The organism is Cellulomonas sp. P5_E12 (assembly GCF_054049315.1).
Map to the genome: position 1 here is coordinate 38,513 of NZ_JBFUMP010000014.1, position 25,938 is coordinate 64,450.

Genomic DNA, 25,938 nt, shown 5'->3' on the forward strand with positions numbered 1-25,938 from the left:
GACCCGATCGAGTGCGGACGTTGCCGATCCGCCACGCGCAACGTCCGCACTCCCGAGGGCTCTGACCCCCACGAGTGCGGACGTTACGTGCTGTCACACCACCGTGCGCAGGCGGGCCTGGTCGGCGGACTGGGTCGGGACCGCCTCGCTCGGGGTCGAGTCGTCGGACCAGCGCAGGACGGCGCCGATGCCGTCCACCAGGTCGACCGTGCCGTCCTCGGCGAACGTCAGCCCGGCGTCCTGCCCGAGCGCCGCCCGGACGAGGGCGACGTTGGCGTCCATCTGCCGCGCCTCACCCGTCACGCCGATCGACGAGAGGTCGGCCGCGCTCGTCGCGAGCTGCAGCGGCTCTGGTCCCACCCAGAGCGTCCGCTCCCCGAGGCCCGTGGCCAGCGCGTCGACGTGCAGCACCAGCTCGGCCACCTGGCCGCGCCGCAGCACCTCGATGACGTCGTCGAGCGTCGTCACCGCGCCGCCACCGCGACCCTGAGCCTCCCGGAACCGGTCCAGCACGGCCTGTCGGCGCCGCTCGCGGAACGCCGCCAACGTCTCGGTCACCTTGGTCTCGAACGCGTCGCGACGGACGCCGTCGCCACGCCCGCCGCCGGGCACCTCGACCACCAGCTCCCGCGTGTGCTGGCCGACCTCCTCGCAGACGAGGGACACGGCGCGCACGTCGCCGGTCACCAGCACCAGGTCGGGGCTGCGCTCGGTGACGCGCTTGTCCAGCACCGCCGCGACGGCCTCCGCGTTGCGCTCCCACGAGTCCTCCGCGCGGGTCTGGCTGCGCCGGTCCAGTCCCCCCTCGCGCGTCTTGTGCACGTCGTCGTGCCCACCCTCGACGGTCTCGGTCTCCGGACCACCCTCGGTCCGTACGGTTCCCCCCGCAGCCCACGTGAGGTCCGCGCCGTTGCGGTCCACCTCGACGAGCAGGTAGGTCACGGTCTGGTCGGCCGCCCGCACCGCGGGCAGGAGCGCGGGCGCCGGCCCGAACACCGCGTGCGACTGCGCCGGCGGCTCGGAGAGCACGCGGTCGACGACCACCCCCTGGGCGTCCGCGACGACGACCCGACCGTGCGGACCACGCACGCCGGTCGGGACGGACACCACGTCCGCGATGTCGTCCAGCACGCCCGCGGTCGCACCGTCTCGCTCGAGGGCGCGACGGACGGCCTTCCACCGCTCGAGAGCCTCCGCATCACCGGTCGCCCCGGCGCGCGTGGCGTCGAGGTAGACGGTCGTGAATGGCGACGGGCGGCCGAGCAGCGGCTTGAGCCAGTGCAGGTCCATGGGCAGCACCTCCGGGATCGACGATCCCCGGCGACCGCAGGCGTGCTCCGCCCCGCACGGCCCGCCGGAGCTGACCCCTCCTACCTTCCGCCCCTCGGGGACGGTGCGCCACCCCGGACGGTCAGTCCCTGCGTGCGTGTCCCTGCGCGATGGCCTCGTGGTGGCGGATGACCTCTTCGACGATGAACGCGAGGAACTTCTCCGCGAACACCGGGTCCAGGTCGGCCGTGTGCGCGAGCTCGCGCAGGCGGGCCACCTGCTGCTCCTCACGCGCCGGGTCCGACGGGGGCAACCCCGTGGTCGCCTTGAGAACGCCCACCTGCTGCGTGGCCTTGAACCGCTCCGCCAGCAGGTAGACGAGGGCCGCGTCGATGTTGTCGATGCTGCCGCGCAGGCGCGCCAGCTCGGCGGGGATCGGGGTCGGCAGGTCGCTCACGGACGCGATCCTAGGCCGGGACGCGGGACGGTCAGGCGCTCTTCTCACGGGGCGGGCGCTTCTCCTGCGCGGTGTCGCGCGGGATCAGCGTCGGGTTGACGTTCTCGAGCACGACCTCGCGCGTGATGACGACCCGGGCCACGTCGTCGCGGCTGGGCACCTCGAACATCACCTGCTGGAGGACCTCCTCCATGATGGCCCGCAAGCCGCGCGCACCGGTGCCGCGCAGCAGCGCCTGGTCGGCGATCGAGGCCACGGCCTCGTCGTCGAACTCGAGCTCGACGCCGTCGATCTGGAACATCCGCTGGTACTGCTTGACCAGCGCGTTCTTGGGCTCCGTGAGGATCCGCACGAGCGCGTCCTGGTCGAGCCGGGAGACCGCGGCGACGACGGGGAGCCGGCCGATGAACTCGGGGATGAGGCCGTACTTCTGCAGGTCCTCGGGCCGCACCTCGGCGAACAGGTCGCCCTCGTCGACGGTGTCGAGCAGCGGGGCCCCGAAGCCGACCACGCGCTTGCGCGCGCGGGCCGCGATGATGTCGTCCAGGCCGGAGAAGGCGCCCGCCACGATGAACAGCACGTTCGTCGTGTCGATCTGGATGAACTCCTGGTGCGGGTGCTTGCGACCACCCTGGGGCGGCACCGAGGCCGTGGTGCCCTCGATGATCTTCAGCAGCGCCTGCTGGACGCCCTCGCCGGATACGTCGCGCGTGATCGACGGGTTCTCGCTCTTGCGGGCGATCTTGTCGATCTCGTCGATGTAGATGATCCCCGACTCGGCCTTCTTGACGTCGTAGTCGGCGGCCTGGATGAGCTTGAGGAGGATGTTCTCGACGTCCTCGCCCACGTAGCCCGCCTCGGTGAGGGCCGTGGCGTCCGCGATGGCGAACGGGACGTTGAGCATGCGGGCCAGGGTCTGCGCGAGGTACGTCTTGCCGGTGCCCGTGGGGCCGACCAGCAGGATGTTCGACTTCGCGATCTCGATGTGGTCGTCCGTGGTGGACGTCCGCGTCTCACCGGCCTGGACCCGCTTGTAGTGGTTGTACACCGCGACCGCGAGGGCCCGCTTCGCTGACTCCTGGCCGATGATGTACTGCTCGAGGAACTCGAAGATCTCCTTCGGCTTCGGCAGCTCGACCAGGCCGACCTCGGTGGCCTCCGCCAGCTCTTCCTCGATGATCTCGTTGCACAGCTCGATGCACTCGTCGCAGATGTAGACGCCAGGTCCGGCGATGAGCTTCTTGACCTGCTTCTGCGACTTGCCGCAGAACGAACACTTGAGGAGATCGGCCCCGTCCCCGATACGAGCCACGTCGATCCCCTTCCTCGTGTCGCCCTCCGCCCGTCGGGCGGTGCGTCGTTCTCGCGCCGCCCCGCGGGGTGGCGCGTCCTCCCCCATTGCACACCACCGCGGCCGGGATGTCAGCCGTACACACGCCGAGAGCGAGCACGTAGTGTCACGACGGCCACCCGTTCAGACGCGACCCGAGCCGGGCCCGCTGGACGCGGACCCGGCCCGAGGTGGTGCTACGGCTTCGGCTGGACCGTCGTCGGGACGACGCCCTTGCGGCTGGCCAGCACCTGGTCGACGATCCCGTACTCCAGCGCCTGCTGCGCCGTGAGGATCTTGTCGCGCTCGATGTCCTTGCGGACCAGCTCGATGTCCCGCCCGGTGTGGTGGGCGATGGTCAGCTCGAGCCACTCGCGCATCCGGATCAGCTCGTTGGCGTGGATCTCGATGTCGGACGCCTGCGCGTAGCCGCCACCCTCCATCGCGGGCTGGTGGATGAGCACGCGCGCGTTGGGCAGGGCCAGGCGCTTGCCCGGCGAGCCCGCGGCGAGCAGCACGGCCGCGGCCGAGGCGGCCTGCCCGAGGCAGACCGTCTGGATGTGCGGCTTGATGTACTGCATCGTGTCGTAGATCGCCGTGAGCGCCGTGAACGAGCCGCCGGGCGAGTTGATGTACAGGATGATGTCGCGGTCCGGGTCGGTGCTCTCCAGCACCAGCAGCTGGGCCATGACGTCGTCGGCCGAGGCGTCGTCCACCTGCACGCCGAGGAAGATGATGCGGTCCTCGAACAGCTTGGTGTACGGGTCCTGGCGCTTGAAGCCGTAGGCCGTGCGCTCCTCGAACTGCGGCAGCACGTACCGGCTGGCGGGCGACGACGGCGCAAGGCCGCCGGGTCCGGCCAGCATCCCGGCGCGGGCCATGAACTGGGATTCCATGCTCATGAGCTTCTCCTCAAGATGAAAGGTCGGTGGGGGCGACGGCGGTCAGGCCGTGCCACCGCCGCCGGCGACCGAGTCGGCCTTCTCGACGACGTGGTCGACGAAGCCGTACTCGAGCGCCTCGGGGGCCGTGAACCAGCGGTCGCGGTCGGCGTCGTTGTTGATCTGGTCGACGCTCTTGCCGGTCTGGGCCGCCGTGAGCTCGGCCAGCACGGTCTTCATGTGGAGGATCAGCTGGGCGTTGATCCGCACGTCGGTCGCGGTGCCGCCGATGCCGCCCGAGGGCTGGTGCATCATCACGCGGGCGTGCGGCAGGGCGTAGCGCTTGCCCTGGGCGCCCGACGAGAGCAGGAACTGGCCCATGGACGCGGCCATGCCCATCGCGATCGTCGCGACGTCCGGCTGGATGTACTGCATGGTGTCGTAGATCGCCATGCCCGCGGTGATCGAGCCACCGGGTGAGTTGATGTACAGCCAGATGTCCTTGTCCGGGTCCTCCGCGGCCAGCAGCATCATCTGCGCGCAGATGGCGTTGGCGTTCTCGTCGCGCACCTCGGAACCGAGCCAGATGATGCGCTCGCGGAGCAGTCGGTTGTAGATGGAGTCATTGAGGCCGAAGGCCGGGCCGTCGGCCCTGGCCATCATCGGCACTAGCTCGTTCACGAAGGCTCCCTCGTCTGACGGTGACGTCTGTCCTGCACCGCCCGGCACTCCCCTGTCGGGGACCCGTGCGATGCAGTGACCCTAACGCGCGGCCACACCCGCCCATGTCCCCGCACCGAGCGTTTTCGCTGACGGCAGAGCCGGGCCGGTGGACCCTCGAGAACGCGGAAGGCCCCGCACCCGAGCGGGGTGCGGGGCCTTCCGACGAGGTGACGCGTCAGGCCTTGGCGTCCTCGACGGTCTCGGCGTCGTCGAGCACCGAGATGTCCGCGGCGGCGTCGCCACCGGCGACCGAGGCGGCCTCCTCGGCGTCCTCGGCGTCAGACCCGATGAACTCGCTCAGGTCGACGGCCTGGCCGGCGTTGTCGGTGACCGCGACGCGGCGCAGCGCGACGGCGAGCGCCTTCGAGCGGGCGACCTCGGCGACCATCGTCGGGATCTGGCCCTGCTGGTCGATGGTCTGGATGAAGGTGTTCGGGTCCATGCCGTACTGGCGCGACGCGTTCACCAGGTAGTCGAGCAGCTCGTTCTGGCTGACCTTGATCTCGAGCTGCTCGGCGAGCGTGTCCAGGAGGATCTGGTTGCGCAGCGCGGTGGTGGCCTGCTCGCCCACCTCGGCGCGGTGCTCGTCGTCCTCGAGCCGGCCCTCGCCCTCGAGGTGACGGTGCACCTCGGCCTCGACGACGCCGTTCGGGACCGGGATCTCGGTGCCGGCGAGCAGCTGCTCGAGCAGGAGGTCGCGGGCCTGCACGGCCTGGTTGGAGATCTTGATCCGCGACGCCTGCTCGCGCAGGTCCGCCGTCAGCTCCTCCAGCGTGTCGAACTCGCTGGCCAGCTGCGCGAAGTCGTCGTCGGCGTCGGGGAGCTGGCGCTCCTTGACCGTCGTGGCGGTGACCGCGACGAGCGCGGTCTCACCGGCGTGGTCGCCACCCGCGAGGGCCGTCTCGAACGTGGTGGACTCGCCGGCCGACAGGCCCGTGAGCGCCTCGTCGAGACCCTCGAGCATGTTGCCCGAGCCGATCTGGTAGCTCACGCCGGAGACGTTGTCGACCTGCTCGTCGCCGATCGTGGCGGTGAGGTCGATGACGACGAAGTCGCCCTCGGCGGCCGGGCGGTCGACGCCGACCAGCGTGCCGAAGCGCTCGCGAAGCGCGTCGAGACGGCCCTGGACGTCCTCCTCGGAGACCTCGACGTCGTCGACCGTGACGGCCAGGCCGTCGAGCGCCGGGACGGTGATCTCGGGACGGACCTCGACCTCGGCGGTGAAGTGCAGCTCGCCCTCCTCGCCCTTCGGCGCGGCGGTCAGGCCGGGGACCTGCGTGACCTCGACCTCGGGCTGACCCAGCGGGCGGAGCTTGTTCTCGCGCACGGCCTCGGCGTAGAAGCCGGACAGACCCTCGTTGATCGCGTGCTCGAGGACGGCCGGACGGCCGATGCGCTGGTCGATGATGCGCGGCGGCACCTTGCCCTTGCGGAAGCCCGGGACCACGACGTCCTGGGCGATGTGCTCGTACGCGTGCTCGATGCTCGGCTTGAGCTCGTCGTACGTCACCTCGACGGTCAGCTTGACCTTGGTGGGCTCCAGGGTCTCGACGGCGCTCTTCACTTCGATGGTCTCCAACTGATCGGGGCGGGCGCCGGCGACTCCGGCGATCTCCGTGGTGTCAGGGCCGCGCACCGTCGCACCGCCACCCTGTGGAGGGGGCCGACGACCGCACGCTGGCGACCCTCGACCTTACGCCACCGCGGGCGGCGGTCCCAAGCCCGCAGGTTGTGGGACCGCCCACGCCCTCCAGGCCCGTCCACACGCCCTCACCGTCCTGCGCCCGCGACCTCCGTGACGACCGAGACGGTCCGCGCGACGCCGTCGTACTCGGCGTACTCGGCCGCCAGGTCGCGGGCCCGGCGCGCGAACGAGGGGTTGTCCAGGACCCGGCGCACGCCCTCGCGCACGGCCTCCGAGGTGGTGGCGTCGGTGGTCTTGTCGGTCGCGATCGTGAGCCCCGCGCCGGACCAGGCCACCCGGGCGCCCACCTCGGCCTTGTCCTCCGTGCGCCCGGCCACGACGACCGGGACCCCGGCAGCGAGCGCCTGCTGCACCCCGCCGAACCCGCCGTTGGTGACCATGACGTCCACCAGCGGCAGCAGCCGGTCGAACGGGATGAACGGCGCCGCCCGCACGTTCGACGCGTAACCGAGGTCCTCGGTCGTCGCGACGACGAGGACGTCCTCGTCGGCCAGCGCGTCGATCGCGGGCCACAGCAGCCGCTCGGGGTCGGTGGCGATCGTGCCCTGCGTGACCAGCACGACGGGCCGGCCCGCGGCCCGGGCCTCGAGCACGTCGTCCCACCACGCCGGGGGCTCGAACCGGTCGATCCCCGAGGGCAGGTACGGACCCACCAGCTCGACGTGCTCGGGGAGGTCGCTGCGGGGGTACTCGAACGACGGCACCGACGTGTGCAGCACGCGGGTGACCTCGGTCTGCGTCCAGTCGAAGAAGAATCCGGCGGGGACGGGCTCGCCGGCGTCCGCGACGACGCGCTGCGCCGCCCTCTGGGCGTCCCGGAACACGACCTTCTGCGTGAACCAGTCGAGGAACGCGTACCGCAGACCGTCGATGCCGGTCCGCGGCGGCTGGAGCCCCATCCCGTAGGGCGCCGCGTCCTTGCTGGGGATGGCCAACGGCGAGACCGTGTACTGGACGGTCGGCAGGTCGTGCCGCCGCCCCGCGATCGAGCCGGCGAAGAACGCGTTGTCGAGGACGAGCACGTCGGGCCGCTCGGCCGCGACGAGGTCGTCGATGTCGGAGAGGAAGCCGGGCACGGTCTCGACGAAGTGGTGCAGCACGTCCCACTGGAGACGCTTGAGCCCGGTCGCCGGGGCGCCGTGCGCCAGCGACCAGGCGTCGAGCTCGGCGTCGTCGAGGTCGCGGCCCTGCACGATCGGCGCGTGCTTGGCACCGGTCGCCGTGACCGCCTGCGCGAACTTGCGACCCGTGTAGACGACGACGTCGTGGCCCTCCTCGACGAGGGCGCGCGCCAGCGGCAGCGCGGGTCGCACGTGGCCGGTGACGGGCGTGAGGGTGAACAGGATCCTGCTCATGGTGCGGATCTCCCAGAGTGTCGGGGCATTTCCCCGAACAAGACCCTGGGCGATTCGCCCTGATACATCCCCGCGTCAGTGGTGATGCAGGATCCGGTCGCGCAGGCGCTCGCGCCGCTCGGCGAACCGGTTCCACACGGTCTTCTGGAAGAGCAGCGTGAGCCAGCCCGCGAGCGCCATGCCGACGATGTTGACGCCGAGCTGCAGCGCGCTGCCGCGGACCTCGACCATCTGCCCGAACGCCAGCCCGAGCGCGACGTTGCCCGCGGCCGGCACGGTCGTCACGGAGATGAATACCCCGGCGAGCCCACCGACCCGCGCGGACGTGAGCGAGAGCACCCCCGCCGCGCCAGCGATGACCGCCACGATGAACGACCACTTGTCGGGGGTGTAGATGAACTCGGTGTCTGGCCGCGGTGCTGTGACCTGCTCGACCGTCGCCCAACCGAGCTGCTTGCCGACGAGCGCGGCCACGCACGTCACGGCGATCGCGATCAGGAAGCCGACCACCAGCGTCCACAGCGCGATCCGCAAGAGGTGGAACCGGCGGCGGACCAGCGCGATGCCGAGCGCGGCGATCGGCCCGAACTCCGGTCCGAGCACCATCGCGCCGATGACGAGGATCTGCGAGTCGAGCACGATCGCGATGGCGGCGATGAGGGTCGCGAAGCACATGAAGCTCAGATAGGTCCAGTTGAGCTCCGAGTCGGCGTACGCGCGCCTGGTGACGTCGATCCACACGACCGCGTCGGCGCTGCTGCCCGGGGCGAGGCGCTCGGCGTCGTACCCGGGCTGGGACACCCACGTCTCCACGGGCTCGAGCTGCAGCGTGCCCTCGCGCTGCACACCCAGCTCGAGGAGCTCGTCGAGGATGTCGTTGGCCGCCTCCCTCGCGATGTCCGCGAGAACGACGTCGCCGACGGGCAGCCGCGACGCCCCGTCGAGCACCGCGAGGCTGCTCACCGACGGCGCGCGCTCGAGCGCAGCGACGACGCCCTCGGTCAGGTGCGTCGGGCTCGCGATCCGCAGGTGCAGCACAGCGCCAGTGTGTCGTCGCGGACCCCCCGAACCGGGGAGCCGCTCCGTACCCACTCCCCTGACCGTGGTCAGGTGATCTGTCGGGGTGGCGGGATTCGAACCCACGACCTTCCGCTCCCAAAGCGGACGCGCTACCAACCTGCGCCACACCCCGTGCGCACCCGGCAGCGGCCCTCGCGGGCGACCCGGGTGCACGAGACGCCCTCCTGCACCCGGTACCCTGGGTGCCGCGGTCCGGGCTCGACCAGAGCCGGGACCAGTGCGGACGTAGCTCAATGGTAGAGCCCCAGTCTTCCAAACTGGCTACGCGGGTTCGATTCCCGTCGTCCGCTCCCTGTACGCCGTCGACGACATCTCTGCCGCCGGCTCGAGACATCTCAGCACCGAAACTCCTGGTCTGCGCGACGCCCGCGCCGCCCACCTGCACCTCGTTCATGCACGAACGCCAGCCGCCCCACAGAACCAGCGGTGGGCCGCAGCGGCGCTTTTCGGGCGATCGACATCGTCGCAGCCTCGCTCCAGCCGAGGCCGGATGCCGGTCCGTTGCACCTGGATGCCGCGTGCCGCCGTTCGTCGGCGGCACGCGGCATCCCACGCACTACTTCCGGAAGGTGAACAGCGCGCTGTGCGTCGTCCCGTCGTCGAGCTGCAACGAGAACGTGGCGCACTTCCCGGCCCAGGACTTGTCCGTCTTCCAGACGTAGACGTACTGGTCCGAGGCGGGGTCGTACTGGAGACCGCTGGCACCGGCGCTGGCGGTCTCCTCGATCGCGTCGACCGTCGCCGTGGCAGAGCACGATCCGAACGTGACGGTCGGCGAACCCGCCGCCACGACGCCCGTGCCCTGATCGCCGTGGAGGCTGAACTTCATCGGGACCGCGCTCCCGGCCTTGACCGAGTTCACGACGCCTCCCATGTCGTCGGGGGCTGCGAAGCCGTGCCAGTCGTAGACGACCGAGTAGCTGCAGCTCACGGCGACGGAGGCATTGCCTGCGTTGTCGACAGCAGTCGCCGCGGGGGCTTCTGCGGTCTTGGCGCCGACGGTCGACGTGTCCAGGGAGAAGGTCCCGCTCGACGGTGTCGCCAGGCCGGAGCCGTGCTCCTCGTCGGTCGCCGACCACGAAGCGGCCGCTGATGCACCGAGGAGCACCGGGCTGCTCGGGCACTCGAGCGCCACGACCGGTGCCGTGACATCGGTCGGGGATGCCGACCCAGAGCGGGCGCTCTCGCCGACGATGTTGACTGCCGACACCGAGAAGCGCGCAGCGTCCCCGGGCCAGCCCGTGATCGTCGCCGACGTCACCCCTGCCCCGGTGGTTGCCACCGGGTCCGCCACGCCGTCCTGGTAGACGCGGTAGCCGGTGAGGGGACTCCCACCGTCATCGGGTGCCGTCCACGAGACCGTCACGCCGGTCGGGGTCGCGATGACCGTGGGCGTGCTCGGCGCCTGCGGAACGTTCGCGGCACGGAGGCTGAACGAGTCGAACACGTTGATCGCCGACTGCGCCGCGTCGTGCGACGTGGAGAAGATTCCCGCGTCTTGCGTCTGTGCCGACGAGGCGAGAGTGACCGGGGACCCGATCCGTGAGTAGCTGGTCCCGTCCAGCGAGTAGGACGCCGTGTAGACCTTCCCGAGGCGGGTGAGCTTCACCCACACCGGACGGTAGCTGTCGACCTTGACGTTCGCACTGCTCTCGAGGTAACCGTCGCCGTTCGCGTCCCATTCGAACTCGACTCCGTTGCGACCGGTCACAGCGACCACTGCGTACCCACCCGCTGAGCCTGCTGACGAGATGCTGTTGCGGACCATGACGCCCGACTTCGCCCAGGCGTTCGCGTCGTTCACGGAGACGACCCGGGCAGCGACACTGGCATCGGGCGTGAAGGACGCCGGCCGATAGATGGAGCCGTACTGATCGTCATGCTGGCCCCCACCGCCCCACACGTCTGCCCCCTTTGCCGCGATGCCGAACCCGGAGCCCGACTGCCCGAAGACCGAGGTGGCGTCCGAGGAGTAGGTCGAGAAGCTCGGATCGACCGGGGCGCTCGTCGGGCACTGGCTGAGCCCGACGAGGTTGGCGTTCAGCGGCGTCCGGTACTGCGGCGCGACGCCGGCGTCGCACATCACGGCCAGGGCGGCCGCCGGCCAGCTGGCGCCGGGCACCTTGACGTTGTTGATGAGCAGGTTGCGGTGCGCGGCCGCGTTCGGTGTCGACGCACCGCCGGAGTTGTACCAGTTGTTCTGGAGCACGTTGTCGCTGGTGTTGTTGCGCAGGCTGTAGCCGTTGGTAAACGCCCACGCACCGCCACCCTGCAAGACGTTGTTCTCGTAGGTGAGGTATCGGGAACCCTCGTCGGCGTACAACGCCACTCCGGAGATGTTGAAGAGGTAGTTCTTGTCGATGACGGTCCCGGGGCTGGCCGACAGGTTGTACACCGTGCCGCCGTCCGCGAAGCGGCCCTTGGTGTTGTGCACCAGGTTCGCCTCGACGCGGTTGTCCTTCAAGGTCGTGGGTGTCGTGTAGAGCGGGTTCCACTTGTAGTACCCACGGTCGACGTAGTCGTTCGAGCCTCCGGCGTCATTGATGCCCCAGCCGAAGCCGGTGTCGATGCCGTCGTATGGCACGTTCTGCACCTCGTTGTGCAGGATCTGGGCCCGCGTGACATAGGTGCTGAGGATGCCGCCGTTGTCCTTGTAGTCGACGGAGACGCGATCCACGGTGTTGTCCCGGATCAGGATGTCCTGGTTGGTCATTCGCGGGTCGCTCGGGTGGTGCGCGTCGGGCAAGACGCCTCCGACGGCGATGCCGTGGCCGGCGTCCTCGGTGAACCGGTTGCCGATCACCTGCACGTTGCTCGCCCCGAGGCCCACCCCCGTGGCCGTCGCGTTGGCGTCGTTGCCGATGCCGAGGGCGGACTGGCCGAGTCCGGTGAACGCGTTGTTCGTGAAGGTGATCCGGTTCGCGGCGGAGACCTGCACCGCGGCGGGCTCCTGGTGCCAGGTCGTGCGCGCGCGCTCGAACATCTCGCACCCGCGGGCGCAGCTCGTGAAGGCATCGCTCGGACGGTAGGGGTAGCTTCCGCTCAGGAACGTCCCGTTCTGCTGGTCCGCGTAGCCCTCGGCCGAGGACGGCCCCAGCCACGAGGTGCCCGAGAACTGGATGCCGGTGAAGGCAAGGCCCGAGATCGGCGCGTCGTACGTGCCGCCGATGCTCAGCAGGGACTGCAGCCGAGGCAGCTCCACGTCCAGGTCGTTGGGGTCGATGCCGCTCACGGGCTTGTAGTAGAGCTTGCCTGCGCCGGGGCTGATGTACCACTGCCCGGGATCGGTCAGGAAGCGGAGCGAGTTCTCGAGGTACCAGGTCGGCGCGGCGAGCAACGAGCTCTGGTTCGTGTCCCAGCCCCAGGTGTTGTTGTCCCAGCCCGGCTGCTTCATCGTGATGGTGGTGCCGGTGATGCTCTCGACCTGCGAGTACCGGTCAGTGAAGTCGCCCATCGACTCGAACTCGATCCGGCCCTGGTCGGGAAGCGTCGCGAGGTCGTTGAGCGCAGCGTTCTTGATCGTGATGCCGGTCGCCGTGAGCGCGACGTCCGAGCTTGTCACCTTGATGCCTGCCCGGGGCGCCAGGACCCCGTTGACCACCAGCTGACGAGTGTCGAGCCCGGCTGGCGTCGGCGCCTCCCAGATGCCGGCTCCGGCGGCTGATTGCTGCCAGCCGGTGACTCGGCTCGCTCCCGTGATGACCGGATGGGCGCCCGGGGCGGCGCTCCACTCGACGGTGTGGTCGCCGCCGCCGGCGGCAGCATCGAACCGCAGCGGCGAACCGATGCGATAGGTGCCGTCGGCGAGCTGGACGGTGATGTCGCCGTCTTTCGGCGCTCCCTGGACGACAGCCAGGGCCTGTTCGATCGAGCAGGGGTCGGACTGCGTGCACGACCCTGACATGCCGCCGTCGGGTGCGGCGTAGAACGTCACGGGTGACGCTGCCTGCGCACTGGTCGCGGTCAACGCTGAGGCGACCACGGCGACGGCACTGAGGGTTGCGGCCGCCGAGCGCGCTCTGCGCCGCCGGGCTCGGGGAGGTGGCTGGAGAATTCCTGACGTCGATGTCATGTGATCTTCCCGCTTCGTGGAGGCGTCGATGCCTGACGCGGCCAGGGTAGTCACATGTATGACGTATGACAACACTCTTCGTCCTCCGCCTCCACGAATAGCGGCCCGCGCCGCCGATCCACTCGTCTCAGATCGCCAGAAGCTGCTCGGCCGAGTCGACCGCCAGGTCGCAGAAGCACTCGCACGCCTCGTAGCAAGCTCACCCACGGTCGAGCCCGGATGGCGGAGAACGCGCGATTCAGAATGCCGGCGCCGCGCCCTCGCTCCTATTCCAGAAGGACGCGGACGTCCCACGGCCCCAGCTCGACCAGCGCGTCGGCCTCCAAGGGCTCGGTGGAGAGCAGATCCGTGACGTCGGTCGGCAACCGCACCGAGCAGGCGTCCCACGACCAGTTGTGCAGGACTCGCAGCCGACGACCTGCGGCCGTCGTCGCTGAGGTCGCCGTGATCGAACCGGTGTTCAGCGAGCTCCAGGCGTCCCTGTCAGCCGGCATCGCCCAGGACAGCAGCGCAGCCGACAGTTCCGCGTTGGGGACGGTACCGACGACGGTGACGCGCCCCAGCCCCGCCTCGGTGGTGGTGATCGCCGGATACAGGCCGAACGCGGGGTGCTGATACCGGGCGAGGATCTGGACCGAGTTGTCCGAGACCCGCAAGTAGTCGACCCATGCTGCGCCGGCGGCGGCGTCGGGCAGCTCCAGTGCGTCGTCGGAGCCCGTCACGCGCACCGGAGTCGCCAGGTTGCTGAACTCCTGGTAGCTGACGCCCGCGGTGGCGGCGAGCCGCGCCGGCTTGACCTCCGCGCGCGCTCGGGCCTCGGTGTCCGCATAGCCAGTGCGCGGTCCGAGCACCAGGTGTCCGCCCGCCTCGGCGTAGTCGCGCAACCAGTCGAGCAGCGCGTCGCTGGCCACGTAGAGCGCAGGCGCCAGCAGGACGGGCAGCTCGGCGGCGACCTCGGCCGGATCGCGGAGCCGCGTGCCGTCGCCCTGTTCGACCAGCTGGACGTCGTGGACGATTCGCACCGGCGCACCGGCGTCGAACGCTCCCCGGTAGAAGGCGTGCACTATCCGCTGGTAGCTGTCGGGGTCCGCGGAGCCGTCGGTGCGGGCGAGCGCCGGCTGACCTTCGAGGCCCCACATCGACTCGTTGGACCACAGCAGCCCCACGGCAGCGTCCGGGACGAGTCCGCTCAGGTGATCCTGGGCAGACGCGATCTCTGCACCCAGCGCGGCCAGCTGCTCGTAGACCCGCCCGGGCCGCTGGTCGTGCGGGAGGATTCCGATCCAGTACGTCTCGGCGCCGAAGTGCAGTGTGTGCCAGTGCCAGTACTCGATCATTCGTGCGCCCCGGGCGATCATTGCCCAGGCGGCCTGTCGCCACTGGCCATCGAACGCGGGCGCGTTCATGGCCGGGCCACCGATGGCCCCGGCATTCGTCTCGGTGACGAGGAACCGCGCCTGCTTCGAGGAGTACATCCGGTCTGCGCTGTGGAAGATCGCCCAGGCCCCGTTCACCGTCCAGCCCAGCGGGACGTGTTCTGTGGCTGGGAGAGCGAGACCGTCCTGCATCGCGTAGTAGGGATTGCCCGCGGTCACATCCAGCGCTGCCGTCAGCTCCGGGTCCTGCACTCCTGGCCTGTCGTAGGCGATGCAGGTGGTCACGAACCTCTCGGTCCCAGCGATCTCCCGGACGATCTCGGCCTGCCAACCGATGAACTCGGTGACCATCCGGGCCTGGAACTTCCGCCAGGCGAGGTCGTACTGCGGTTGGGCGTTGCTGTCCGGTCGCCAGAGATCCGCCCAGGTCGTGAGCCGATGCGACCAGTAGACGAGTCCCCACTCCCGGTTCAGCGTCTCGACGTCGCCGTAGGTGCGGCGCAGGTCGTCGACGAAGGCCTGGAACACACCCTCGTTGTGCAGCAGCTCGAGACCGGGTTCGTTGTCCACCTGGAACCCGACCACTGCGGGATGGTCGTGGTAGCGCCCGACGACGGCACGGATCACGCGCTCGGCGTGGAATCGGTAGGCGGCGTGCGTCAGGTCCATCTCTTGACGGGCCCCCCAACCGATGCGCTCGCCGGTGCGTCGCTCACCGGCGATCTCGGGATACTTGCGCGCCAACCACGGGGGTACGGCGTAGGTGGGCGTACCCAGCACGACGGCGATCCCTCGCGAACGCGCGCCGTCCAGGACTGGCTGCAGCCAGTCAAGGTCGAACACTCCGTCCTCTGGCTCCCAGGTGGCCCACGTGGACTCGCCCACCCGGATCACGGTGAACCCAGCTTCCTGCATGAGGTCGAGGTCGTGGTCAAGCCGCGGGGAGGGTTGGTACTCGTGGTAGTACGCGGCGCCGAAGAGCACGCGGTCGTCAATGTCCGTCAAGGCAACGAGGTCCTCATCTGTTGGGGCAGGCGAGACCGGCGACGTCGCCGATCGTGGTCACTCTTCGCTCGTGGTCGTCGCCGAACCGGTCCGAACATGCCGCACGTTTCGGTGCGTGCCCTGGCCGTTGAGGCTCCGCCGGCGGCGAGGCACCCCCGCGCCAGGAATATCGCGGGGGCGCCTCGCCAGGCGGTGCCAGCAGCTGTGCTACGGGGTCTCGGTCGCGGCGACGGTCTGGCACCGCGGGTCGATACCGCCGAGGTTGACGTTGAGCTCCGTGCGGTACTCGGGGGCGACGCCCGCTGCGCAGATGACCTCCCACGCAGCGCTGGGCCAGTTGCTCCCGCTGACCTTCACGTTGTTGATGAGCCGGTTGTTGCGCTGCGCGGCGTTCGGGATCTGGGCCCCGCCGGAGTTGTACCAGTTCTCCTGCAGCGTGTTGTCGTTCGTGCCGTTGCCCGCGTCGTACGCGTTGGTGAACACCCACGTGTTCAGGCCACTCAGAACGTTGTGCTGCGAGAGCGTGTAGCGGCTGCCCTCGTCCAGATAGATGCCGACGCCGGAGACGTTGTACAGGTAGTTGTTCTCGATCACCGTCCCCGGGCTCGCCGAGAGGTTGTAGATGTTGCCCGAGTCGGCGAAGGAGGCCTTGATGTCGTGCACGAGGTTGCCCGCGACCAGGTTGTCCTTGAGCGTCGTCGGCGTCTGGTAGAGCGGGTTGTACTTGTAGTACCCGCGGTTGACGTACGGCTGGGAGCCGCCGGCGTCGTTGATCCCCCAGCCGTAACCGGTGTCGATCGCGTAGGCGAGGTTCTCGACCTCGTTGTGGACGATCTGCGCCCTGGTCACGTAGGTGCTGAGGATGCCGGAGTTGTCCTTGTACTCCACGGCGACGTGGCTGATGGTGTTGTTCTCGATGAGGATGTCCTGGTTCGTCATCCGGGGGTCGCTGGGATGATGCGCGTCCGCCCGAATCCCCCCCACGAACAGGGCGTGGCCACCGACCTGGGTGAACACGTTGCCGGTCACGTCGATGTTGCTGGCGCCGAGCCCGACACCGGTGAGCGTCGCGTTGTCGTCGTTGCCGATGCCAAGGCCCGACGACCCGAGGTTGCGGAAGGTGTTCCCCGCGAACGTGATGTGGTCGGCGGCGGACACCTGCACGGCGGAAGGCTCCTGGAACCAGGTGTTGCGCGTCCGCTCGTACTGCTCGCAGCCGCGGCTGCAGCTGGTGAAGGCGTCGGCGGGGCGGTAATCGACCGTGCCCTTGAGGTAGCCCCCGTTCTGCTGGCTGGCGTAACCGTCGGGCGAGGAGGGGCCGAGCCAGGAGGTGCCGGTGAAGGTGAGACCGCTGAACTCGAGGTGGGAGACGGGGGCGTCGTAGGTGCCGCCGACGCTGATGAGGGCCTGCACTCGCGGGAGCTCGATGTCGAGGTCCTGTGGGTTCACGCCGTCCGCGGGCTTGTAGTAGAGCTTGCCCGCGTCGGGGTCGACGTACCACTCCCCTGCCTGGTCCAGGAAGCTGAGCGAGTTGTCCAGGTACCAGTGCGGCTTGGCGAGCAGCGAGTACTGCGCCGTGTCCCAGCCCCACGTGTTGTTGTTCCAGGCGGGCTGGGCCATCGTGATCGTGTTGCCCGCGATGCTCTGCACCGGGGAGTAGCGGTCGGTGAAGTCGCCGAGTGACTCGAACTCGATCCGGTTCTGCTTGGGCAGGTTCGCCAGGTAGGCGAGCGCAGGGTTGTTGATCGTCATCCCCGTCGGGGTGAGCGTCAGGTCGCTCAGCGCCACGCTGGTCGAGGCCCGCGGAGCGTCGACGCCGTTGACGTAGAGCTGCCGGGTGTCGAGACCGGCTGGCGTGTCCGCGACGTAGATGTTCTTGGCCTGGTCGTACTGCTGCCAGCCCGTGAGCTGGGTCGAGCCCGAGATCTCGGGGTGGGCGCCCGGGGCAGCCGTCCAGCGCACGGTGTGCCCGTCCTGGCCGCTGTCCTGTGCACGGAACTCGAGCGGGTGGTCGATGCGATAGGTGCCGTCGGCGAGCACGACGGTGACGTCGCCCTTCCCCTTGGCGGCCTCGTGTCGCACCACGCCCTGCACCTGCTCCAGCGAGCACGGGTGCTGCTGCTGGCACTCCCCTTGGTCGCGACCGTCGGGTGACGCGTAGTAGACGCTGTCCTTCTCCGGTGGTGTCGCCTGGGCGACCGATGCGCCCACGCCACTCAGGAGCAGGGCTCCCGCGCCGGCAGCTCCGGCAGTCGCTCGCCACCGGCCCTTCCTTCGAACAGAAACTTCCCCCGTGCGTGACATCAATGTCATGGCTGTTCGCTTCCGTGATGGTGATCGGGGCCGCTTTGCCCCGTTCCACAAAATCATACGTATGATGTATGCGCAAGCCTCACGCGGCGGAAGCACGGCCTCTCGCATGCGGCCCCGCCCGGCGCCCCTCGTGCCTCGATGGCCGGCCGGCCGCCGGCGCGTCCAGGCGTCCCCGACGTGCCTGGCATGGTCGACGCCGCCTCGTCGGCCGACCCGGCCGCGATGGCGACAGAGGTCTGCTCGTGGAACGCGGCGGGCACGTCTGCGGAGTGCCGGCTGCCTTCCGTGCCCGCTCGAACAGCGACCGCGCGACGCGCTCCGCCATGCGGTTGTGCGACAGCGCCTTCACGGTCTCCTGGAAGGAGACGTCGGCCGCCTGGAAGCGTGGGAACTCGTCGAGGGACGTCCGTCTGCTCCAGGGTGCCGTGCAACGCCTCGGCTCGATGTTCGAGCGTGTGGCCGCCTCTCTGCGCTTCACGCCCCGTCGGAGGGCCGTTGGCTCATCGCCCGAGCCAGCCGCCGTCGACGGGAAGGGTGACACCGTCGACGTAGTCGGAGGCGGACGACGCGAGGAAGACCACCGCCCCGCCGAGGTCGGCGGCTCTGCCCCACCGGCCGGCGGGGATCCGCTCGAGGATCGCCCGAGACCGCTCGGGGTCGTCCTGCAGGGCCTGGGTGTTGTCGGTCGCGATGTAGCCAGGTGCGATCGAGTTCACGTTGACCCCGTGCGATGCCCACTCGTTCGCGAGGGCCTTGGTGAGCCCGGCGACGGCGGACTTCGACGCGGTGTACCCGGGGACGTTGATCCCGCCCTGGTAGCTGAGCAGGCTCGCGGTGAAGATGATCTTCCCGGAGCCGCGCTCGAGCATCGGCCGCGCGACGAGCTGAGTCAGCACGAAGTGGCTCGTGAGGTTCACCTCCAGGACGCGGTCCCACCAGTCGACGGGATGCTCCGCGGCCGGCATCCGGGCGATCGTGCCGGCGTTGTTGACGAGGATGTCGGGCGCCCGCTCGGCGAGCTCTCCTCCGAGCGTGGTGACCGCCTCACGATCGCCGAAGTCCACCGCAAAGCTCTGGAACGTGCGCCCGTGCGACTCGACCGCCCTCGCCACGGCACTGCCTTCGCGCTCGAGAGTGGCGCTCACACCGATCACGTCGGCACCGGCGGCCGCGAGCGCTTCCGCGAGGGCGAATCCGATGCCGCGCCTTGCACCGGTGACGACGGCGAGCCGTCCGGTCAGGTCGAACGGGTTCACTGGGCGCCCTCCTCGGCGGCGACGTCCACCAGGATCTTCATGGCGAGCCCTCTCTCGAGGTCGTCGAAAGCGGCTCGCACCGCGGTCAGAGGCACGACCTGCGAGATGAGCAGCTTGCTGGGCACGACCCCGTCGGCCAGCAGGGAGCTCGCCGTCTCGAAGTCGGACCGCTCGTAGACGCGGGCGCCCAGGATCCGGAGCTCGCGCCAGAAGACCTGCTTGAGATCGACCTCTCTGGGGGCTCCGTGGATCGCGACGACGACGATCGTCCCTCGAACCTTGGCCAGCCCGGTGGCGGCGGCGACCGCGGCCGCAGCGCCGGAGACCTCGAAGACCACATCGGCGCCTGCGCCGTCGGTCCATGCGGCGACCCAGGCGGCCTGATCGGTCGCGCGGGGGTCGACGGCCACGTGACCGAGCTGTTCGATCTGCGCGCGACGGTGGGGGTCGGGCTCGACGATCGCGACGATCGCGCCGACGTGCCGCGCGACCGTCGCGATCAGGACCCCGATCGGCCCGCCCCCGAGCACGACCACATGGTCGCCGGGTGCAACCTCACCGCGGCGCACGTCGTGGACGGCGACGGCCGTGGGCTCGACGAGCGCCGCGACGTCCAGGGCCAGGCCCGCGGGGAGCGCGACGAGCGTCTGGGCCGGCACGTTCCACAGCGTCTGCAGCGCACCCGGGGAGTCGATACCGATGAACTCCAGGTTCTGGCAGATGTGCTGATGACCGGCAAGGCACGCCGGGCAGGTCCCGTCCCAGGCGAGCGGCATGACCGTCACGGCATCACCCGTCGACCAGCCGTCGACGCCTTCGCCCACCCTCTCGATCGTCCCGCTCATCTCGTGACCAAAGATCAGCGGTGTGGTCACGCGGGCATCCATGGCCCCGTGGACGACGTGCAGGTCCGTCCCGCACAGACCGACGAAGGCCACGCGGACCTGCACGTGACCGCTGGGCGGTGGCACGGGCTCCGACGCGAGGACCTCGACCGTCCCGTTCCCTGCATATGCAGCACTGCGCACAGCGCGTCTCCTTCGGTGTCGGCCGGCGACCGTCGTGGTCACGATCCGGTGTCGGACTGTACCGGAGGATTGAGCAAACGTCACATGTATGATCTACTACTGGGCGTCGCCCGGCTCACCGTTGAGGCGCCTGTTTCTCCAAGGAAGAAGGAACTAGGACACATGACCAGACAGCCCTCGCGTGCCGTGCTGAGGCGGCCACGTCACGTCTTGCTCGCGGCCGCGGTCGCAGCCTCGCTCCTGACCGTCAGCGCCTGCTCCGGCTCCTCGGGCGACGGCGGGGCGTCGGACGGCGCGTCGAACGCCTACGGCTTCGATGCGGTCAAGCAGGACCCGTCCGCACCGATCACCGTCTGGGTGGATGCGTCCYGCCAGCCTGCGGTCGACGCCTTCGAGAAGGCCTATCCCGACGTCAAGCTCAAGGTCGAGACCTACGACGGAGGYGCGGACGGCTCAGGGTCGTTCCAGACCAAGATCGAAGCGTTCAACCAGGCCGGCAGCGGTTGGCCCGACGTCGTCTTCTCGACGCAGAACAACGATGCCGCGTGGGCCAGCCAGGGCACCGACCCGTTCGCGGCGCCGGTGGACAAGGGCCTGTTCGACAAGACCTTCCTGGACGGCTTCACCCAGGGTGCCCTCGCACCGCTCACGGTCGACGGCACCGTGTACGGCTTGCGCAACGACCTCGCCCCCACGGTGACCTGGTACGACAAGGCACTGATGGACCAGTTCGGGTACACGCCGCCGACCACGTGGGAGGAGTACGAGGCGCTCGGCAAGAAGGTCGCCGCCGAGCACCCCGGCTACATCGTGGGCGACATCGGTGACTCCTGGACCCCGGAGGTGTACTTCTGGGGTGGCAAGGCGCCGATGAACACCATCACGGGTGCCGACCAGTTCAGCGCAGACGCGTCCGACCCGAAGACGGTCGCGATGGCGAAGGTCATCGACAGCCTGAACGACGCCGGCGCCCTCGCGCAGGAGAGCGTCTTCAGCCCCGAGTTCCTCCAGAAGTACACCGGCAAGGTGCTGATGCTCCCCGGGCCGGTGTGGTTCTCGGGCGCGCTCTTCAGCAACCCGGACTCCCTGAACGCCCAGCCGGGGACCGTGGCCGCGGGGCTGCCTCTCGCGTGGGAGGGTGACGACGCGGCTGCCGGCAACGTCGGCGGCGGGACGTGGTTCATCTCGCAGCACTCGGCGAACCTGGAGGCCGCCAAGGAGTTCCTGACGTTCGTCACGAGCGACGACCGCTACCAGGTGGACCTGGCGTCCGGACTGCCGGCGTACCAGGCTGCGGCCGACAAGTGGCTCGCCAAGCAGGCCGAGGCCGGGTTCTTCGGCGACGACTTCGCGCAGAACGTCACGGCCGCGGCCGCCACGATCTGGGACGGCTGGGGCTACCCCAAGTTCAGCCAGGAATCCGTCTGGGCCAAGACCGTCACCCCGAAGCTCGCCGGCGGTGACAGCCTCGTCGACCTGCTTCCCACCTGGGAGAAGGCGCTCAAGAACGAGGCCCAGGCGAACGGCTACAAGGTCAGCTGACGTGTCGATCGCAGAACGCACCACCTCGCCCGCCGGTCCCGCAACCCGGGACCGGCGGGCAGGCCGCCCCCGCTCGTTGACAGGCCGCTGGAACCGCATCTCCTACGCCTTCGTCTCGGGATACGTGCTCCTCACGCTCGCGTTCGGCGTGTTCCCGACCATCTACGCGCTGCGGATGTCGTTCACAAGCTCCGAGGGAACGTTCTCGGGGGTCGACAACTTCCAGCGGGTGATCGACGACTTCCGCTTCTGGCCTGCGGTCCAGCACGTCGCGGCATTCGTCGTGATCTGGCTGGTCGGTCTCCTGATCTTCGTGACGATCCTCGCCCTGCTCGTGCACCAGATCGGCACCCGTTGGCTCAGCTCCGGCGTGCGCTTCGTCTACTACATCCCCGGCGCGCTGGCCGGCGCCTCGGCGGTGGTGCTGTGGCTGTTCGTCCTCGACCCGACCGTGAGCCCCGTCTCCGGCGTCCTGCACGCGTTCGGCTTCAACAGCTTCGTGGAGACCATCTCGCCGGGGAACCTGCCGGTGATCTTCGCCGTGATGGCGTTCTGGACGGGAGCCGGCGGCTGGATCGTCGTGATGTACGGCGCCCTGAACAGCATCCCGACCGAGGTGCTGGAGGCCGCTCGCATCGACGGCGCCGGTGTGGTGCGCACCGCGCTGCACATCCAGCTGCCGATGCTGCGCAAGTGGATCTCGTACATGGCGATCATGTCGCTCGCCGCAGGCACGCAGCTGTTCGTCGAGCCCAAGGTGCTATCGCAGGCCAGCCACGGCGTCGTGCCCAACGACTACTCGCTCAACCAGCTCGCCTACCTGTACGCGTTCAAGCAGCAGGACCTCAACGGCTCGGCCGCGATCGCGGTGATGCTGCTCGTGGTCTCCCTCGGCCTGAGCGTGTTCTTCGTCATCCGAGGAGGACTCTTTGAGCGCGACTGATCTCGCCCTCGACGCCCGCACGCCAGCCACCCGAGAGGGACGGCGCCGGCAGGCGAGACTCGAGAAGACGCCCGGTGACTGGCTGGCCGATGTGGTGAAGATCGTCATCGCGATCTTCTTCGTGCTGTTCTTCGTCATCCCGATCGTCTGGCTGCTGTTGGCCTCCACCAAGTCACCGCACGACCTGATCACCACCGGCCCCTTCACGGCCGGGACGCTCTCGGACCTCTCGGCGAACTGGCACGAGCTGGTCACGTTCCAGGACGGCATCGTCTTCCGGTGGCTCGGGAACTCGGCGTACTACTCGGTCGCGGCACTGGTGATCACCCTGGTGACCACGATCCCGGCCGGGTACGCGCTCGCCCTGAGCAGCTTTCGGGGCCGACAGCTGCTGCTCACCACGACACTGGTCGTGATGCTGATCCCCAACACAGCCCTGGTCCTGCCGATCTTCCTCGAGCTGTCGGCGGTGGGCCTGATCGGCAAGCCGCTCGCCGCGATCCTGCCTTTCTCGTTCTTCCCGTTCGGGGTCTACCTGACCTACATCTACTTCTCGACGAGCGTCCCGCGCGACCTCCTCGACGCTGCCCGCATCGACGGCTGCGGCGAGCTCGCGGTCTTCCTGCGCGTCGCGATGCCGCTCGCGACACCGGTGATCGCGCTGGTGGGCTTCTTCAGCTTCGTGGCGAACTGGAACAACTTCTTCCTGCCGTTCCTCACCGTCCCCGGCCCCCGGTCCCCGATCCAGGTCGGCCTGACCGATCTGCTCTCGAACGTGCCGTCGTTCAACCCGACGTCCGCAGGCGTCACAGCAATCCAGCTGCCGACCCTCGCTGTCGCGACGGTCCTGTCCGTCCTTCCGGTCCTGCTCATCTTCCTGTTCTCGCAGCGGTTCCTCGTTGCGGGGCTGACGGCGGGCGGGACGAAGGAGTGAACATGGAGCGATTCGCCTTCGTGGTCGACGTGGTCCCCGAGAAGCGCGACGAGTACCTCCGGCTGCACGCGGACGTGTGGCCCCAGGTCGAAGCTCTGCTCTCGGCGCACCACGTCACCAACTACTCGATCTTCCTGATCGAGAACACGCTGTTCGGGTACTACGAGTACACCGGCGACGACCACGAGGCCGACCTGGCCGTCGTGGACGCCGATCCCGTCACCCGGGAGTGGCTCGCGCTCACCGACCCGTGCCAGACCCCGTTCGGGCGCTCCGCGGCACCGACGGACGGGTGGCGCAGGCTCGAGGAGCTCTGGCACCTCCCGTGAGACACCTCCTCGATTCCCACCTGCACATGTGGGAGCGGGCCAAGCACCCGCAACCCTGGCTCGATGCCCAGCCGATGGCCGCGATCGACCGGGACTTCCCGCCCGACGCGGCCGTCGCCGAGCTCTCGGTCCACGGGGTCGAGGGCTGCGTCGTCGTGCAGGCCGTCAACGAGCTCTCGGAGACCGTCGACCTCCTCGAGACGGCCCACGAGACGGCAGCCATCTGCGGCGTCGTGGGCTGGCTCGACCTCACGTCGGACGTCCCGGAGCAGGTCGAGGTGCTCCGCGCGTCGCCGGGCGGCGACCTGCTGGTCGGCGTCCGGCACGTCACCTTCGTGGAGGCGGACCCGCGGTGGCTCGCCCGCGACGACGTCCGGCGCGGGCTCTCGGCCCTCGGCAACGCAGGCCTGGCGTTCGACGTGCTGATTTCCCACCACCAGCTCCCCCTGGCGGCCGACGTCGCCCGCCGGCTCCCCGGGACCAGGTTCGTGCTGGACCACCTGGGCAAGGTCCCGATGCGCAGTCCCGAGCTGGCGGCCTGGGCGCGGAACCTCGCCGAGCTCGCGCGCTGCCCGAACGTGGCCATGAAGGTGTCTGGCATCGTCACCGAGGACGACTGGTCCGGATGGTCCACAGCCAGGCTTCGGCCCGTCATCGACCACGCGCTCGCCACCTTCGGGGCCGAGCGGCTGCTGTTCGGCTCCGACTGGCCGGTCGTCGAGCTCGCCGGCGGCTACGGCCCCTGGCTCGCGGCCTACCTCGAGCTCACCGACGGCCTGTCGCAGACCGAGCGCGACGCGATCGACGGTGTCAACGCGACCCGCGTCTACGGGCTGTCATGACGGCCCTCCCCGACCGCCCGCTGAGCGGCACCGGTCTGCACATCTCCGAGATCGGGTTCGGTGCGTCCACGCTGGGCAACCTGCACCGCCCGATGACCGAAGACGACGCCTCCCGGGCGGTCGAGCGTGCGTGGGGGCGCGGGGTGCGGTACTTCGACACCGCGCCGCACTATGGCCTGGGCCTGTCCGAGCGCCGCTTGGGAGCGGTGCTGCAGGGACTCCCCCGAGACGAGTTCGTCGTGTCCACCAAGGTGGGTCGACTGATCCGTCCGAACCCGCGGCCGACGGAACTCGACGACGACGGGTTCGCGGTGCCCGGCGACCTGAGACGCGAGTGGGACTTCAGCGTCGAGGGCGTGCGCACGTCGATCGAGGAGTCCCTCGAGCGCCTCGGCCTGGACCGGATCGACATCGCGTATGCCCACGACCCGGACCTCGTGAGCCCGTCGACCGGTAGACAGGCTCTCGAGGCGCTCGCCGAGCTCCGCGCGGAGGGTGTCGTCCGCGCGATCGGTGTCGGCACCAACGCCCCCGACAAGGTGCCGGGGCTCTTCGACAGCGGCCTGGCCGACGTCGTGATGGTGGCCGGCCGCTACACCCTGCTCGAGCAGGGCGGACTCGCCACGGCGCTGGAGCCCGCACGCGCGCACGGCGTCGCGGTCGTCGTGGCGGGCGTGTTCAACTCCGGCCTCCTCAGCAGCCCCTGGCCCGCGGAGGACGCACGCTATGAGTACCAGCGCGCACCGCGTGGGCTGATCGAGCGGGCGCAGGCACTGGCCCGGGTCTGCGAGGACCACGGCACGACCCTCCCGGCCGCTGCGATCGCATTTCCTCTGCAGCACCCTGCGGTCGCAGGGGTCGTTCTGGGGATGCGCACCGTCGCGCAGGTCGACGCGAACCTCGACCGCTACTCCGAGGACGTGCCCGCGGCGCTGTGGGCCGATCTGGAGAGCGAGGGTCTTCTGGCGTCGTCGGTGTCCTGACCGGAGCGCCACCTACCGGTCGACGCGAGGACCGCCGCCCCTACCGGTCGGCCGAGCACCGCCCCGGCTGCGAGCTTCAGCACGTCCCCCGGGCTCGCCATCCAGGTGTCGACGGGCGTCGTCATGCCGCCCGACGTCTCGGCGGGAAGAACCTGACCCGGCCAAGTGCGAGCTTCAGTGCCGCCTGCAGCGCCGTCGCCGTCGCGACTCCGGGCACAGGCAGAAGCCCGCGCTCCCGTGCTCTCTCGACGACCGACCGGTCACGCCCGCGCGACACCACGATGGAGACGCCGGCATCGGCCGTCGCATCGACCTGATCGGAGTCCAGCACGGCGCCGGCACCGACGAGGAGTCCACCTGGCGCGACATGGTCCGTCTCACGCCGAGCGCGGCCGCCCGTTCGAATTGTCACCTCGCGACCGGTAGGCGACCCGCCAGGAGCACCTCGGCCAGAGGGGTCGCACACGGTTCGTCGTCCGCGACGACGATCGGGACGGCCCGGTGGACCGTGAGCG

Annotated in this window: 20 protein-coding genes and 2 tRNA genes; 7 read left to right on the forward strand and 15 right to left on the reverse strand. The window is 69.6% G+C overall.

Annotated elements, in window-relative coordinates; all coding sequences use genetic code 11:
* Positions 1–93: 93 nt before the first annotated feature.
* The 9 genes from ACXJKA_RS12735 to ACXJKA_RS12775 all read right to left on the reverse strand — a co-directional run bounded on the left by ACXJKA_RS12735 (position 94) and on the right by ACXJKA_RS12775 (position 8,912).
* The gene (locus ACXJKA_RS12735; protein WP_456825575.1) at positions 94–1,290 is read right to left on the reverse strand and encodes a baeRF2 domain-containing protein; all 1,197 of its coding nucleotides are present in this window, start codon (positions 1,288–1,290) and stop codon (positions 94–96) included.
* A gap of 121 nt (positions 1,291–1,411) precedes the next feature.
* Positions 1,412–1,726 (reverse strand): chorismate mutase, encoded by a 315-nt coding sequence (locus tag ACXJKA_RS12740; protein ID WP_456825576.1) that lies wholly within the window; start codon positions 1,724–1,726, stop codon positions 1,412–1,414.
* A 31-nt stretch (positions 1,727–1,757) separates the two neighbouring features.
* The gene (gene clpX / locus ACXJKA_RS12745; RefSeq protein ID WP_456825577.1) at positions 1,758–3,038 is read right to left on the reverse strand and encodes an ATP-dependent Clp protease ATP-binding subunit ClpX; all 1,281 of its coding nucleotides are present in this window, start codon (positions 3,036–3,038) and stop codon (positions 1,758–1,760) included.
* 215 nt (positions 3,039–3,253) lie between these two features.
* The gene (locus tag ACXJKA_RS12750) at positions 3,254–3,958 is read right to left on the reverse strand and encodes an ATP-dependent Clp protease proteolytic subunit (protein WP_456825578.1); all 705 of its coding nucleotides are present in this window, start codon (positions 3,956–3,958) and stop codon (positions 3,254–3,256) included.
* A gap of 42 nt (positions 3,959–4,000) precedes the next feature.
* Positions 4,001–4,618: an ATP-dependent Clp protease proteolytic subunit gene (locus ACXJKA_RS12755; protein ID WP_456825579.1), complete on the reverse strand. Its 618-nt coding sequence runs from the start codon at positions 4,616–4,618 to the stop codon at positions 4,001–4,003.
* A gap of 217 nt (positions 4,619–4,835) precedes the next feature.
* Entirely contained in the window at positions 4,836–6,224 is a 1,389-nt protein-coding gene (gene tig, locus ACXJKA_RS12760) for a trigger factor (RefSeq protein ID WP_456825580.1), read from the reverse strand.
* A gap of 206 nt (positions 6,225–6,430) precedes the next feature.
* Entirely contained in the window at positions 6,431–7,720 is a 1,290-nt protein-coding gene (locus tag ACXJKA_RS12765; protein ID WP_456825581.1) for a glycosyltransferase, read from the reverse strand.
* 75 nt (positions 7,721–7,795) lie between these two features.
* Complete coding sequence (locus tag ACXJKA_RS12770) at positions 7,796–8,758, reverse strand: DUF389 domain-containing protein (RefSeq protein WP_456825582.1); 963 nt, start codon at positions 8,756–8,758, stop codon at positions 7,796–7,798.
* 80 nt (positions 8,759–8,838) lie between these two features.
* Positions 8,839–8,912, reverse strand: a tRNA-Pro gene (locus ACXJKA_RS12775).
* 107 nt (positions 8,913–9,019) lie between these two features.
* Between ACXJKA_RS12775 and ACXJKA_RS12780 the strand changes: the two genes are divergently transcribed.
* Positions 9,020–9,090 (forward strand) — tRNA-Gly (locus ACXJKA_RS12780).
* 266 nt (positions 9,091–9,356) lie between these two features.
* On the opposite strand, the gene ACXJKA_RS12785 is transcribed toward ACXJKA_RS12780, so the two are convergent.
* The 5 genes from ACXJKA_RS12785 to ACXJKA_RS12805 all read right to left on the reverse strand — a co-directional run bounded on the left by ACXJKA_RS12785 (position 9,357) and on the right by ACXJKA_RS12805 (position 19,850).
* Entirely contained in the window at positions 9,357–12,734 is a 3,378-nt protein-coding gene (locus tag ACXJKA_RS12785) for a PxKF domain-containing protein (protein WP_456825583.1), read from the reverse strand.
* A gap of 404 nt (positions 12,735–13,138) precedes the next feature.
* Positions 13,139–15,253, reverse strand: coding sequence for a beta-galactosidase (locus ACXJKA_RS12790; RefSeq protein ID WP_456825584.1), 2,115 nt, complete (start codon positions 15,251–15,253; stop codon positions 13,139–13,141).
* 207 nt (positions 15,254–15,460) lie between these two features.
* Positions 15,461–17,464, reverse strand: a complete 2,004-nt coding sequence (locus tag ACXJKA_RS12795) for a right-handed parallel beta-helix repeat-containing protein (protein ID WP_456825585.1) — start codon at positions 17,462–17,464, stop codon at positions 15,461–15,463.
* Positions 17,465–18,066: 602 nt separating this feature from the next.
* Complete coding sequence (locus ACXJKA_RS12800; RefSeq protein ID WP_456825586.1) at positions 18,067–18,822, reverse strand: SDR family oxidoreductase; 756 nt, start codon at positions 18,820–18,822, stop codon at positions 18,067–18,069.
* Positions 18,819–19,850 carry a zinc-dependent alcohol dehydrogenase gene (locus ACXJKA_RS12805; RefSeq protein WP_456825587.1) on the reverse strand — a complete coding sequence of 344 codons (1,032 nt, stop codon included), beginning with the start codon at positions 19,848–19,850 and terminating at the stop codon, positions 18,819–18,821. Before ACXJKA_RS12805 ends, ACXJKA_RS12800 begins: the two co-directional genes overlap by 4 nt.
* A gap of 162 nt (positions 19,851–20,012) precedes the next feature.
* Between ACXJKA_RS12805 and ACXJKA_RS12810 the strand changes: the two genes are divergently transcribed.
* The 6 genes from ACXJKA_RS12810 to ACXJKA_RS12835 are packed head-to-tail and all read left to right on the forward strand — an operon-like array spanning position 20,013 to position 25,423.
* Positions 20,013–21,392, forward strand: coding sequence for an ABC transporter substrate-binding protein (locus ACXJKA_RS12810; RefSeq protein WP_456825588.1), 1,380 nt, complete (start codon positions 20,013–20,015; stop codon positions 21,390–21,392).
* Position 21,393: 1 nt separating this feature from the next.
* A complete protein-coding gene (locus tag ACXJKA_RS12815) occupies positions 21,394–22,335 on the forward strand; it encodes a carbohydrate ABC transporter permease (protein ID WP_456825589.1) in 942 nt (313 codons plus the stop codon).
* Positions 22,322–23,269, forward strand: coding sequence for a carbohydrate ABC transporter permease (locus ACXJKA_RS12820; RefSeq protein ID WP_456825590.1), 948 nt, complete (start codon positions 22,322–22,324; stop codon positions 23,267–23,269). The genes ACXJKA_RS12815 and ACXJKA_RS12820 overlap by 14 nt, the downstream gene beginning before the upstream one ends.
* A 2-nt stretch (positions 23,270–23,271) precedes the next feature.
* Positions 23,272–23,598, forward strand: coding sequence for an L-rhamnose mutarotase (locus ACXJKA_RS12825; RefSeq protein WP_456825591.1), 327 nt, complete (start codon positions 23,272–23,274; stop codon positions 23,596–23,598).
* On the forward strand, positions 23,595–24,440 hold the full coding sequence (locus ACXJKA_RS12830; RefSeq protein WP_456825592.1) for an amidohydrolase family protein: 846 nt from the start codon (positions 23,595–23,597) through the stop codon (positions 24,438–24,440). The genes ACXJKA_RS12825 and ACXJKA_RS12830 overlap by 4 nt, the downstream gene beginning before the upstream one ends.
* Positions 24,437–25,423, forward strand: coding sequence for an aldo/keto reductase (locus tag ACXJKA_RS12835; protein WP_456825593.1), 987 nt, complete (start codon positions 24,437–24,439; stop codon positions 25,421–25,423). Before ACXJKA_RS12830 ends, ACXJKA_RS12835 begins: the two co-directional genes overlap by 4 nt.
* 121 nt (positions 25,424–25,544) lie before the next feature.
* Here the strand turns inward: ACXJKA_RS12835 and ACXJKA_RS12840 are convergent, their stop codons facing one another.
* Positions 25,545–25,889 (reverse strand): hypothetical protein, encoded by a 345-nt coding sequence (locus ACXJKA_RS12840; protein WP_456825594.1) that lies wholly within the window; start codon positions 25,887–25,889, stop codon positions 25,545–25,547.
* Between the last annotated feature and the right edge of the window lie 49 nt (positions 25,890–25,938).